Annotated in this window: 11 protein-coding genes, 1 tRNA gene and 1 riboswitch; of the genes, 3 read left to right on the top strand and 9 right to left on the bottom strand. The window is 41.1% G+C overall.

Translation table 11 applies throughout. The annotated features are described in order from the left end of the window. The first annotated feature begins 229 nt into the window (after positions 1–229). From I4V44_RS18320 to I4V44_RS13015, 3 genes are all read left to right on the top strand, one after another. Positions 230–475, top strand: a complete 246-nt coding sequence (locus tag I4V44_RS18320) for a type II toxin-antitoxin system RelE family toxin (protein ID WP_008705686.1) — start codon at positions 230–232, stop codon at positions 473–475. Positions 476–479: 4 nt separating this feature from the next. After that, positions 480–713 (top strand): hypothetical protein, encoded by a 234-nt coding sequence (locus I4V44_RS13020; RefSeq protein WP_118587211.1) that lies wholly within the window; start codon positions 480–482, stop codon positions 711–713. A 170-nt stretch (positions 714–883) separates the two neighbouring features. Further along, a tRNA-Gly gene (locus I4V44_RS13015) sits at positions 884–956 on the top strand. A 391-nt stretch (positions 957–1,347) separates the two neighbouring features. Here the strand turns inward: I4V44_RS13015 and I4V44_RS13010 are convergent. From I4V44_RS13010 to topA, 9 genes are all read right to left on the bottom strand, one after another. Then, complete coding sequence (locus tag I4V44_RS13010; protein ID WP_008705691.1) at positions 1,348–2,532, bottom strand: phosphoribosylaminoimidazolecarboxamide formyltransferase; 1,185 nt, start codon at positions 2,530–2,532, stop codon at positions 1,348–1,350. A 129-nt stretch (positions 2,533–2,661) separates the two neighbouring features. Continuing rightward, positions 2,662–3,375 carry an IMP cyclohydrolase gene (locus I4V44_RS13005; RefSeq protein ID WP_008705693.1) on the bottom strand — a complete coding sequence of 238 codons (714 nt, stop codon included), beginning with the start codon at positions 3,373–3,375 and terminating at the stop codon, positions 2,662–2,664. Positions 3,376–3,446: 71 nt separating this feature from the next. Beyond that, a riboswitch (ZMP/ZTP riboswitch) is annotated at positions 3,447–3,527 on the bottom strand. Between the two features lie 91 nt (positions 3,528–3,618). Further along, positions 3,619–4,323: a peptidoglycan recognition protein family protein gene (locus I4V44_RS13000; RefSeq protein ID WP_082809082.1), complete on the bottom strand. Its 705-nt coding sequence runs from the start codon at positions 4,321–4,323 to the stop codon at positions 3,619–3,621. Positions 4,324–4,569: 246 nt separating this feature from the next. Beyond that, positions 4,570–6,027 (bottom strand): IMP dehydrogenase, encoded by a 1,458-nt coding sequence (guaB, locus tag I4V44_RS12995; RefSeq protein ID WP_008705695.1) that lies wholly within the window; start codon positions 6,025–6,027, stop codon positions 4,570–4,572. 109 nt (positions 6,028–6,136) lie between these two features. Continuing rightward, positions 6,137–6,640, bottom strand: coding sequence for a DUF6106 family protein (locus I4V44_RS12990; RefSeq protein WP_022380754.1), 504 nt, complete (start codon positions 6,638–6,640; stop codon positions 6,137–6,139). A 360-nt stretch (positions 6,641–7,000) separates the two neighbouring features. Continuing rightward, positions 7,001–8,620, bottom strand: a complete 1,620-nt coding sequence (gene groL / locus I4V44_RS12985; RefSeq protein ID WP_025579650.1) for a chaperonin GroEL — start codon at positions 8,618–8,620, stop codon at positions 7,001–7,003. A 131-nt stretch (positions 8,621–8,751) separates the two neighbouring features. Further along, on the bottom strand, positions 8,752–9,036 hold the full coding sequence (gene groES / locus I4V44_RS12980) for a co-chaperone GroES (protein ID WP_008705701.1): 285 nt from the start codon (positions 9,034–9,036) through the stop codon (positions 8,752–8,754). Between the two features lie 422 nt (positions 9,037–9,458). Then, positions 9,459–10,244 (bottom strand): GTP-sensing pleiotropic transcriptional regulator CodY, encoded by a 786-nt coding sequence (gene codY, locus I4V44_RS12975; RefSeq protein WP_008705703.1) that lies wholly within the window; start codon positions 10,242–10,244, stop codon positions 9,459–9,461. A 371-nt stretch (positions 10,245–10,615) separates the two neighbouring features. Beyond that, complete coding sequence (gene topA, locus I4V44_RS12970) at positions 10,616–12,685, bottom strand: type I DNA topoisomerase (RefSeq protein ID WP_008705704.1); 2,070 nt, start codon at positions 12,683–12,685, stop codon at positions 10,616–10,618. Between the last annotated feature and the right edge of the window lie 130 nt (positions 12,686–12,815).

Genomic DNA, 12,815 nt, shown 5'->3' with positions numbered 1-12,815 from the left:
CCTGCGGCAATGGAATTTTGGCTTGTATGTCTCGGGATTTTGGCATATTCATGCCAAAACACCTCGCGGGATAGTGGTGTGTGAACAGTAACATTTTCCACCCCATCCTTCACGGAATCTTCATAAACTATGTTGCTTCTATGATTTCTATATGCTATAGTAAAATTATCAGAATTCTATTCTGCCTTACGAAAGATAAGATAAAATATAAATATTTTTTCGTAAAGGAGTGAGAAATCTGGAAATTAAATATTCAAAACAAGCCCTTAAATTTTTAAAGAAACAAGATACTATTACTCAAAAGCGGATTCTTAATGCAATATCAGTTCTCCCAAAAGGAGATGTTAAAGCATTGCAAGGCAAAGACGGTTATCGACTACGAATAGGCGATTATCGTGTAATTTTTAATAATATTGACAATATTATTTTTATTAGAATGATTGGCAATCGTGGACAGATTTATAAAGGAGTGTGATTTTATGACTGATGTTAAAGAACGTATTATAGGTGCTGTATCAATTATGAGTGATAAAGATGCTAATATCTTCTGGCATATTATTCAAAAACATTTTAAACTGCCTGATACATTCGCAGATATAGAAAAAGTTGAACCCGATGAAACAGATTTAATAATGTTAAAGGAAATCGAAAACAACCCTGACTGTCACGAATTCATTTCTCAGGAAGAATTAATGAAAGAACTTAATATGTAAGTATTGTTCCCTGAAAAGTGCCAATTTCAGCACTTTTCAGGGAGTCATAATTTTTCAATAAAACCATCATAAAAAATTTCAAAATAAATAAAAAAACATTTGACAAACTCCACTGCATATAGTATCATATATTTTGTCGCTGAGGTAATCACTCAACTGACATCATAAATGCGATAGTGGCGTAGTTGGTAACGCGCGACCTTGCCAAGGTCGAGACCGCGGGTTCGAGCCCCGTCTATCGCTCTTAAAGCATCAGCTAAGGCTGATGCTTTTTTCATCCCCTTCTATTAACTTTCCATGACTATAGCAATTCCATATCTGCGAATAACATCTATAGACAATATCCTTGATTAACATCCCTGAGTCAAGCGTATATTCGCAATCCGCTTCGCTACGCGGCTCTACACCAGCGCAGGACATTATATGTTTTTGCCCGCATTTGCAGGAGTCTTAGAAAAAGTTAGCGCCAGGAAATCTGCGTTATGTAAAAAAATTTCACTGTCTGAGCCGCATTTGCGGCGAGTTTGAAATTTTTTTACATGTTTTTAGCAGATTTCCTGGCGCTTAGTTTTTCTTAGGCTCCGAAACCGCGGACAAAAACATATAATGTCCTGCGCGTCCCCATACCAGCACCTTAGTGATGGAACAATCTGATACCAGTAAAACTCATCACCATTCCATATTTATTGCAAGTCTCGATCACAGCATCATCACGCACAGATCCACCCGGCTGCGCAATATACTTCACGCCACTCTTATGAGCACGCTCAATATTATCACTGAATGGGAAGAATGCATCAGATCCCAGTGTAACATCCGTCATCTGATCCAGCCATGCACGTTTCTCTTCTTTTGTAAATACTTCCGGTTTCTCTGTGAAAGTTTTCTCCCACATACCATCAGCAAGTACATCCATATATTCATCCCCGATATAAACATCAATGGCATTGTCACGTTCCGCACGTGAAATTGTATCTTTAAATGGCAGATTCAGCACTTTCGGGCACTGGCGAAGGAACCAGTTGTCTGCCTTCTGTCCTGCAAGTCTTGTACAATGTACACGTGACTGCTGTCCTGCACCAACACCGATAGCCTGTCCATCTTTTACGAAACATACAGAGTTGGATTGTGTATATTTCAGGATGATCAGAGAAATCTTCATATCACGTTTTGCTTCCTCTGTAAGCTCTTTATTCTCTGTCACAATATTGGAAAGCATTGCATCATCGATCTCAAGCTCCTGACGGCCCTGCTCAAAAGTTACACCAAATACTTCTTTGTGTTCCAGCGGAGCCGGTACAAAGTTCTCATCAATCTGGATCACATTGTAGTTACCTTTTTTCTTCTGCTTCAGGATCTCCAGTGCTTCCTCTGTGTATCCAGGTGCAATAACACCGTCAGATACCTCTCTCTTGATCAGAAGTGCTGTATCTTTATCACACACATCAGAAAGAGAAATAAAATCACCAAAAGAGGACATTCTGTCAGCACCGCGAGCTCTTGCATAAGCGCATGCTAATGGTGAAAAATTCTTCCAGTCCATATCATTTACCCAGTAGATCTTTGCCAGAGTCTCTGTAAGAGGAAGTCCTACAGCAGCACCGGCAGGAGATACATGTTTAAAAGATGTAGCTGCAGGAAGTCCTGTTGCTTTCTTCAGATTGGATACCAGCTGCCAGCCATTAAAAGCATCCAGGAAATTGATATATCCCGGCCTTCCGGAAAGGATCTTTACCGGAAGCTCAGATCCGTCTGCCATATAAATTTTTGCAGGTTTCTGATTCGGGTTACAGCCATATTTTAATTCGAATTCTTTCATTATATAAATCCTCCGTATGAACCAAATAAGTATTTTAAAATTAATTCCTGTAAATAATTTCTTACTGTGAAAGCATCGTCTTATGTTCACAATAATCTATGAGCACTATCTGTACTCAGTAAGTGACTATTATTTATTCTTATTAATGATCTTGCTTTCGTACTTACCTGTCTCAATATCAATATATCTTACAAACAGAGATACTTTGTTATCTTCGTTCAGGCTGTTCCAGAGAAGTTCTGCAAACTCATCCATATCATCCGGAATTGCTACCAGTTTCGGTTCGCCTTCAAAGCTTGGAAGTGGATTTCCGTCACATTTATAAGTATGGATGAAATGTCCCTCTCCTGCAATGGCATTCTCGTATGCAAATGTGTATCTGTTACATGCATCCGGATTTCCGTTGTTGCTCTTGAGAATTGACATTGCATAGTTGAATTTTCCGTTCTCTACGTGCATAACACCGGAGATACGAGGTGTATAGTTCGGACCGTCCGGCTCGAATTCTCTGCTTCTTAAGGACTGCTCAAAAGTAAGCTGATGATCCATTCCCTCATAAATGGTATCTGTCTGATCTCCGTTAGTTACGATTGTTTTGTTTCCCAGTACACGTACAGGTGCATAGATGATCAGACTCGGATCTGTAAGTTTGGACGGATCAAATGCCTGGGTACGGATTCCCTCACCATCCTCTACAAATACTCTGTTTCTGCTGTTCTCGCTTCTGCCCATGATGAAATAAGCTGTCACTGCTTTCTTACCGTCTGCGGAACGTCCAATCACAATTCCTCTGCCAGGATAGGAATTCTCTTTCAGTTCTTTTTCCAGTGATAACATTTCCATAATTTTTCTCCTTTTCGTTAAAAATAAGGTTAAAAAAAGCCTGGGAAACCTATTTATTCATTGAATAATTTCCAGGCTGCCCAGGCGGTCGGCTCATATACTCGCTGCACTCCCTGTAGGTAATCCTACTTCCGCCAGTCATGCAGGCACTGTTGTGAAAAAAAATCACACGTTGTTATTATAGTACAATACTTCTTTGTGGATTTCAAGGCAAATTTTTTTGTACTGTGCTGAATTTTCGTTTTACTGAACATCCTGCAAACCATAATCAACATCAATCTGCACCGCAATATCCGATTTCATCTGTATCCATGCATCCGGATTCTCCACATAATATTTCGGACAGTTTTTTCCGGTAACATCATAATGCCGGATCACGTTCTCTGATGTAAGCCCAAACCGCACGCACAACCACGCAGAAAGCTTCACTGCCGAATCATAAGTTGCCTCATTAAATTTCCCCGTCTCATCCGGATGACAGCACTCGATGGACAAAGTATCTACATTACGTGAGTTCGTCGCATAGGACATCTCTGACGTAGGAATACACTGCACCACTTCCCCATCCAGTCCCACTACAAAATGACTGCTCACCTTTGTGTCATGAGTAGTCGCCAGATTCTCAAAGTAGTTCCTGTTTGCAATGGCTGTTGCCCCCGGATTTGCAGTATAATGAATGGCAATATACTGTACACTCTCAATGGGAATCTGCGGTCTGGAATATTCATTCGGTGTCAGCAGTTCCACATCTATGTACGGCGCCCCTTCTTTCTGCCATTGTTCCGGTCCGCCTGAAGAATCCGCATTATCTGTTCCTGACTGTTCCGCATCAGAAATCATCGTGTCAGAATTATGTAAAAAGTCCCCAATACTCCATCCATTTTCACTGGCCCGATTTATTATGATCCACCCAATCAGAACTATGATCACGAGCAGCATAAGGCTCATAAGAATTCTCTGATTTCTCTGCCTTACTCTGCTGTTCTTTCGTCTTTTCGACCTGCTGTTTTTCTTTTTTACTGCAGTTTTCCCTGTTCTGGTATCTGTTTTTTTCTTTTTGTTTATATGCTTTTGCATTTTTACCTTCTCTTACGGGATTTTACTCCCTGCAAAAAATACCCCGGCCGGCATGCCTGGAAATCTTATTTCTTTCCATCAGCAGCCAGCCGGGGCATATATTACACCTGAAATTTATTATTTGTCATCTACGCTATAGTTCGGAGCTTCTTTTGTGATATGAATATCATGTGGATGAGATTCCTTAAGAGATGCAGCAGAAATCTTGATGAATCTGCCTGTTTCTTTAAGCTTCTCAATAGTTTCTGCTCCACAATATCCCATACCGGAACGGAGACCGCCCATGAGCTGGAATACAGTATCCTCAACATGTCCTTTGTAAGCAACACGTCCTTCTACGCCTTCCGGAACAAGTTTCTTCGCATTCTCCTGGAAGTAACGGTCTTTACTTCCGTTCTCCATAGCTGCGATAGATCCCATACCGCGGTATACTTTATATTTTCTGCCCTGATACAGTTCGAATGTTCCCGGGCTCTCGTCGCATCCTGCAAACATGCTTCCCATCATGCAGACATTCGCACCGGCTGCGATTGCCTTTGTGACATCTCCGGAATACTTGATACCACCGTCTGCAATGATCGGGATTCCGTATTCTTTTGCAGCTTCGTAGCAGTCCATAACAGCAGTGATCTGCGGAACGCCGATACCTGCAACAACTCGTGTGGTACAGATAGATCCAGGTCCGATACCAACCTTAACTGCATCTACACCGGCCTCGATCAGAGCCTTTGTCGCAGCACCTGTTGCTACGTTACCTGCGATCACCTGCAGTTCCGGATATGCTGCCTTAATCTCGCGTACAGCCTTCAGAATGTTCTCTGAATGTCCATGTGCAGAATCAATTACGATCACGTCTACAGATGCCTTTACAAGTGCATCAACACGTGCAAGTACATTAGCAGTGATTCCTACCGCAGCACCGCAGAGAAGACGTCCCTGCTCATCCTTTGCAGCCAGAGGATATTTGATCTGTTTCTCAATATCTTTAATAGTAATTAAGCCTTTTAAGTTAAAGTCATCATCTACAATAGGTAATTTCTCTTTACGTGATTTTGCCAGAATCTTCTTGGCATCTTCCAGTGTAATTCCTTCTTTGGCTGTGATCAGTCCCTCAGAAGTCATGCACTCTTTGATCTTCTTGCTGAAATCTGTCTCAAACTTCAGATCACGATTAGTAATGATTCCGACCAGTTTTCTGCCCTCTGTGATCGGCACACCGGAGATACGGAACTTTGCCATTAACTCATCTGCGTCCTTAAGTGTATGTTCAGGAGATAAATAGAAAGGATCTGTGATAACACCGTTCTCAGAACGTTTTACCTTGTCTACTTCTTCTGCCTGCGCTTCAATGGACATATTCTTATGAATAATACCAATACCACCCTGTCTCGCCATAGCGATTGCCATGCGATGCTCGGTTACTGTATCCATTCCTGCACTCATCATAGGAATGTTCAGTTTAACCTTCTTTGTTAAGTAAGTTGTGACATCTACCTGATTCGGAATTACCTTTGAATATGCCGGAACTAACAGCACGTCATCAAAAGTAATGCCTTCACCAATGATAGTACCCATTGCATTTCCTCCCTTGCGTATATGAAATTAAATTACTATTGTAATGTAAAAAGGAACCAGCAACTGGTCCTTTTATTTTCAACAAGTGTAACAAAAATCAGATTCTATGTCAATCCAAAAAAACTTTGCTCGGTGCTGAATTTTTCATAGCCTGTGCAAGCGCCTCATCCGGTTCCAGGATGATCTTGCATAAATTTCCGTCCAGTCTTGTGATAACACCAAAGCGTTTATGCTCCGGATTTCCTGATGAAAAATCCAGTACTTTCATGTTCTGGTTTCCGTTGTAATAGTCCATTCTGTGGGAATCCAGCGGTGCAGCCAGATCTGCCTCTGATAATTTGAAGCTCTTTACTTTCTTTCTTTTTGTCTTTGACATGATCATGTCGATGTCAAAATCGCCATTGATAAACAGATATTCATATTCTACATCTGTTTTCGGGATTACAAAATAGCATGCAATTCCAAGCGCTACGGCAATGATCAGTGCCAGCGGTGTGATGATAAGTCCGGCAAATACTGCCAACACTGTCAAAACGATCAGACCGTATTTGAGCAGGCTGTCTTTAGCCGTCTTATCTTTCTTTACCAGTAATTCTGAATACAAGTCGCCCATTGTTTCGTCTCCTTTTCATTTGTTCAGCTGTTGAAAGCAGCTTTTTTTGCACAGCATATTTAACAATTATATTTTATTCATCATGCTGTTTTTCTGCATTATATCACAAAACGGAACCATCGTCTATGACGACGGTTCCGTTTCACATATTCCACCTGTACTATTGTTACTGTTCACACACCACTGTTCCGCGAGGTGTTTTGGCATGAATATGCCAAAATCCCGAGACATACAAGCCAAAATTCCATTGCCGCAGGCAATCTGGAATGAATTTTGGCTATGTTACTGTGAACGGAGTGAACAGTAACATACTATTTTTATCTGAGCATACTGCGGTATAATTTTATCGTTTATTAAAAATTACATCATTCCCATTCCAGGATTAGCAGCTGGTGCAGGTGTGTCTTCTTTGATAATTGCAACAGCAGATTCTGTTGTAAGTAATGTAGACGCAACGCTTGTAGCATTCTGAAGAGCACTTCTTGTAACCTTTGCAGGATCAAGGATACCTTCGCTTACCATATCTACATATCTTTCATTCAGAGCATCGAAACCGATTCCCGGTTCAGATTCTCTTACTTTGTTGATGATTACGGAACCTTCAAGTCCTGCATTTGCAGAAATGCGGAACAGAGGAGCTTCCAAAGCTTTCAGGATGATATTTGCACCTGTCTTCTCGTCACCTTCCAGAGTTGCTGCAAGTTTTGCAACTTCTTTGGATGCGTGGATGTAAGCAGAGCCGCCACCTGCAATGATACCTTCTTCTACTGCTGCTCTTGTAGCTGCAAGAGCATCTTCCAGACGAAGCTTAGCTTCTTTCATTTCTGTCTCAGTGGAAGCACCAACACGGATAACAGCTACGCCGCCAGCCAGTTTTGCAAGTCTTTCCTGTAATTTTTCTTTATCAAATTCAGATTTTGTTTCTTCAATCTGTCCACGGATCTGAGCAACACGGTTTGCGATTGCATCTTTGTCACCCATACCGTCAACGATAACTGTGTTCTCTTTTGCAACTTTAACAGATTTTGCACGTCCTAACTGCTCCATAGTTGCGTCTTTCAGTTCCAGACCAACTTCTTCGGAGATTACCTGGCCGCCTGTAAGGATTGCGATATCCTGAAGCATTTCTTTTCTTCTGTCACCATATCCCGGAGCTTTGACAGCTACTACCTGGAAGGTTCCTCTTAATTTGTTTACGATCAGAGTTGTAAGAGCTTCACCCTCTACATCTTCAGCAATGATAAGAAGTTTCGCACCAACTTTTACGATCTGCTCCAGTAATGGAAGGATTTCCTGGATGTTGCTGATCTTCTTGTCTGTGATCAGGATATATGGATCTTCCAGATTTGCTTCCATTTTTTCCATATCTGTTGACATATATGCGGATACATATCCACGATCGAACTGCATACCTTCTACAAGGTCAAGTTCTGTGTGCATTGTCTTGGATTCTTCTACTGTGATAACGCCATCTTTGGAAACTTTTTCCATAGCATCTGCTACTAACTGTCCAACAGTCTCATCGCTTGCGGAAATAGATGCAACGTTTGCGATCTGTTTCTTGCCGCTGATTGTCTGGCTCATGTTCTTGATTGCTTCTACAGCTACATCTGTAGCTTTCTTCATTCCTTTTCTGAGGATGATCGGGTTAGCGCCTGCTGCCAGGTTTCTCATTCCTTCGTGAACCATAGCCTGTGCAAGAACAGTAGCTGTTGTTGTACCATCACCTGCTACATCGTTTGTTTTGGAAGCAACTTCTTTGATCAGCTGTGCGCCCATGTTTTCAAATCCGTCTTCCAGTTCAATTTCTTTTGCGATTGTAACACCGTCGTTTGTGATAAGCGGAGCACCGTATGGTTTGTCAAGAACTACGTTTCTTCCTTTCGGTCCTAATGTTACTCTTACTGTATCAGCTAATTTATTTACACCAGCTTCAAGAGCTGCTCTGGCTTCTGCGCCGAATTTAATTTCTTTTGCCATGATAATATGACCTCCTGATTCAAATTTTGATCTCTATGAATTCTTTCTGATACTTAGCCGGTATTTCATGTTACATCCTGTAAATATTATCTTATAAGTATCTTCATTTATGTTTTCTATTTTGATATTGCTTATTTAACAATTGCAAGAATATCATTCTGTTTTACGATAATGTATTCTGTGCCATCCATTTTTACTTCTGTTCCTGAATATTTGGAGTAGATAACTTTATCACCTACAGCTACTTCCATTTTTACTTCTTTGCCGTCAACAACTCCGCCAGGTCCTACAGCTACAACTTCTGCCTGCTGTGGTTTCTCCTGTGCCTGTCCCGGAAGAACGATTCCGGATTTTGTTGTTTCTTCTGCTTCAACCTGTTTTAATACAACTCTGTCACCTAAAGGTACTAATGTCATGATCTATATCCTCCTTTATTCTCCAACTAAAGCTTTCCTGTTACCGTACTCTTTCCGTTATTGCAAAATATCCGGTAACTGTTTCGGCACTCTGTCTAATTCTGCCGATTTTTGCTAGCACTCATTTACTTCGAGTGCTAATCACTGTCCTTATATTATTGAAAATGAGTCGATTTCGCAAGTGCTTTTATCATTATGAAATAATCTATATTCTCTTTTTTACTTATATATTCTCTTTTTTTCTTTTGTTTTCTTAATTTACAAATAATTTTGTCATATCTTCCTTGTCTTTCACACTCAGTTGAATTGTCTTCAAATACATTAATTAAGAGGCTTGCTATAATTCCTGTAACATAATAAAAAGACCGTCCACCATACAGCAGACAGCCTTCTTGCATTCATTATTTATGGAAGCTTCTATATCAGGATTTCTTATTTCTCTGAGCTTTAATCTCTTCCAGTTCATCAAAAATGACTTCATTCAGCACTTTAATGTAGGTTCCTTTCATACCGGAAGATCTGGATTCGATCACACCGGCACTTTCAAACTTCCTCAAAGCGTTTACGATAACAGATCTGGTGATTCCCACGCGGTCTGCGATCTTACTTGCAACCAGGATTCCCTCATCTCCGTCAAGTTCATCAAAAATATGGATGATCGCCTCCAGTTCGGAGAAAGATAAAGTATTAAACGCAGATTTCACTACCTGCTGCTTTCTGTCCTCCTCAGCATTCTCTTCATGAACCGCTCTCATCATCTCAAGCCCTACAACGGTTGTTCCATATTCACTGACAATAATATCTTCAATGTCATATGGTTTCTCATAACGATACATAAATACAGTACCCAGTCGTTCCCCTGCAATATCTATCGGATTAATGATTCCCTGATAACTGCTTGATACATGTTCAAATCCCAGTGTCTGAAGATTTACATTCTCTTTTGTTGACAGGACACCCAGAAATCTCTCGTTTAACAGGGAATCTACATATCCGCCAACCTTGTCCTCGATCAGTTCAGTGATCTCCTCTACTCCCGGGCATAAACTGACACCCAGAACCTTTCCTTTTTTACTGAGAACCAGAATGTTGGAACTCAGTGTCTCCATCAGAACCTGACAGATGTCATTAAATACCACTTTGCTGGAACTGCTGTTATGCAGAAGTTTATTAATTTTTCTTGTTCTATCCAGCAGCTGAACACTCATATTGTCCTCCTTTCACCCTGTACATATCCGAAATCTTTCTGTCATTATTTCATAAATGAGCAGTCACTTTCTTTTGCTCGCAAGAAAGATTCAGACACACATGGTCATTAACATTACTGATACTTTGATTTTACACGTTTTAAAGTCAAATTACAAGACAAATTTTACTATTTTTTTATTTATTTTTGCTTTTCTGAAAATAGATTCCTTTTATAATATTATTCAATAAATATCATCATCAAAAATTCAAAGGATTGAAGACAAAAAGTCAGAAAGTCACTGACTGTAAGACAAAAAACGGAACTGTTGCATTAATGAAATTCATTTTCAACTGCTGCAACAGTCCCATTTATAACATTTACAATCCGTTATTATTCTTTCTCGTCCTTTGCCTCTACATATCCACATGTCTCCTGGCTGCAGACAAGCTTATTCCCCTTTTCCACCATATAGCTTCCACATTTCGGGCATTTCTTTGCTGATGGTTTCTGCCAGGACATGAAATCACAATCCGGATTATCCTCACATCCGTAGTACTTACGTCCTTTTTTGGTTTTCTTAAGCACAATCTCTTTTCCACATTTCGGACATGCCACCCCGATCTTCTCAAAATATGGTTTGGTATTTTTGCATTCCGGAAATCCCGGACATGCAAGGAATCGTCCATGAGGACCATATTTGATCACCATATGTCTGCCACAGTTTTCGCAGATCACATCTGTCACTTCATCCTGAATATCAACCTTTTCAAGTTCTTCCTCTGCAGCATCTACATCCTTCTTCAGATCCGGATAGAAGTTGCTTACTACTGTCTTCCACTTTACAGTTCCTGCTGCCACACAGTCCAGAAGCCCTTCCATAGTCGCAGTGAAGTTTACATCTACAATACTCGGGAAAGCCTGTTTCATAATATTATTGACAACTTCCCCCAACTCTGTAACATACAGGTTCTTCTGTTCTTTTGCAACATAACGGCGGCTGATGATCGTTGTGATCGTCGGCGCATAGGTACTTGGACGTCCGATCCCCAGTTCTTCCATAGTCTTGACCAGAGATGCCTCTGTATAATGTGCAGGCGGCTGCGTGAAATGCTGTTCTGGTTTCAGTTCCTTAAGACTAAGCTTCATTCCTCTTTCAAGACTCTGATTCAGAACATTTCCTTTTTTCTGGTCCTCTTCATCTGTGTATACAGACATAAATCCGTCAAATATGATCTTGGAGGCAGAGACTGTAAAAATATACTGGTCTGCACCAATCTTGACAGATGTTGTTTCGTATTTTGCAGGAGCCATTCTGCTGGCCGCAAAACGTCTCCAGATAAGCTGATACAGTCTGAACTGATCTCTTGAAAGAGATTCCTTCAGTACAGCCGGTGTACGGCTGATGTCTGTAGGACGGATCGCTTCGTGAGCATCCTGGATCTTCTGTCCCTTTTTCACAGCTTTCTCAGACTTTGAAACATAATCCTCTCCGTACTGAGCAGTGATATATTCTCTTGCAGCAGCATCTGCTTCCTCCGAGATTCGGGTGGAATCTGTACGCAGATAAGAGATCACACCTACCGTTCCATTTCCTTTGATATCAATTCCTTCATACAGCTGCTGTGCCAGACGCATTGTCTTCTGTGTGGAAAAGTTTAAGGTCTTGGCTGCTTCCTGCTGTAAGGTACTTGTAGTAAAGGGAAGCGGTGCATTCTTGATCCTCTCGCCTTTCTTTACTTCATTGATCTCATATTCTTTATCTTTCAGAGAGGCCAGAAGTTTATCCATTTCCTCTTTGCTGTGGATATCCATCTTTTTATCTGTTCCATAGAACTTCGCCTGCAGCGGTTTCTTCTCACCCTTCACCTGAAAATCTCCCTCCAGGCTCCAGTATTCTTCCGGAATAAACGCATTGATCTCATCTTCTCTGTCACAGATGATACGAAGCGCAACAGACTGTACGCGCCCCGCACTTAAGCCTCTCTTGACTTTTGCCCAGAGAAGCGGGCTGATGGTATAACCTACCATACGGTCAAGCATACGTCTTGCCTGCTGTGCATCTACCAGATCCATATCCAGGTCTCTGGCCTGTTTGATCGATGATTTTACTGCTGTCTTGGTAATCTCGTTAAAGGTAATCCTGTGCATCTTCTTCGGATCTTCTTTTAATGCCTGCATCAGATGCCAGGAAATTGCCTCTCCCTCGCGGTCAGGGTCAGTTGCAAGATAAATCTTGTCTGCTTTCTTTGCAGCCTTGCGAAGCTTTGCAAGCAGTTCTCCCTTTCCTCTGATCGTTATATATTTGGGTTCAAAATCATGCTCAACATCAATTCCGAACTGACTCTTCGGGAAATCACGGACATGTCCGTTAGAAGCTTCCACATCGTAATTCGCACCGAGAAATTTCTTTATTGTTTTCACTTTTGCAGGTGATTCTACTATCACCAGATATTTCGCCATGCTACCTCTCCTAGTCGTAATCTGTTATTCTTCACAGTGTCCCTGAACGGGCACATTGCCTGACAGCGATATTGTTACATATGAAAATCGCCCTGCGCCGCAGAAACGTGAAGCACAATAATCATAAATC

The sequence above is a fragment of the Blautia sp. 1001283B150304_161114_C9 genome (genome assembly GCF_015668165.1).
Lineage (GTDB): Bacteria > Bacillota > Clostridia > Lachnospirales > Lachnospiraceae > Blautia_A > Blautia_A wexlerae.
Note: the sequence above shows the minus strand (reverse complement) of the source record. Positions and strands in the feature narration are given on the sequence as shown.

Coding starts and splice junctions, on each gene's coding strand:
- I4V44_RS13010 (WP_008705691.1), bottom strand. CDS start 2,532: ATGAAAGAATTCGAATTAAAATATGGCTGTAACCCGAATCAGAAACCT.
- I4V44_RS13000 (WP_082809082.1), bottom strand. CDS start 4,323: ATGAGCCTTATGCTGCTCGTGATCATAGTTCTGATTGGGTGGATCATA.
- I4V44_RS13005 (WP_008705693.1), bottom strand. CDS start 3,375: ATGGAAATGTTATCACTGGAAAAAGAACTGAAAGAGAATTCCTATCCT.
- guaB (WP_008705695.1), bottom strand. CDS start 6,027: ATGGGTACTATCATTGGTGAAGGCATTACTTTTGATGACGTGCTGTTA.
- I4V44_RS13020 (WP_118587211.1), top strand. CDS start 480: ATGACTGATGTTAAAGAACGTATTATAGGTGCTGTATCAATTATGAGT.
- topA (WP_008705704.1), bottom strand. CDS start 12,685: ATGGCGAAATATCTGGTGATAGTAGAATCACCTGCAAAAGTGAAAACA.
- I4V44_RS12990 (WP_022380754.1), bottom strand. CDS start 6,640: ATGGGCGACTTGTATTCAGAATTACTGGTAAAGAAAGATAAGACGGCT.
- groES (WP_008705701.1), bottom strand. CDS start 9,036: ATGACATTAGTACCTTTAGGTGACAGAGTTGTATTAAAACAGGTTGAA.
- groL (WP_025579650.1), bottom strand. CDS start 8,620: ATGGCAAAAGAAATTAAATTCGGCGCAGAAGCCAGAGCAGCTCTTGAA.
- codY (WP_008705703.1), bottom strand. CDS start 10,244: ATGAGTGTTCAGCTGCTGGATAGAACAAGAAAAATTAATAAACTTCTG.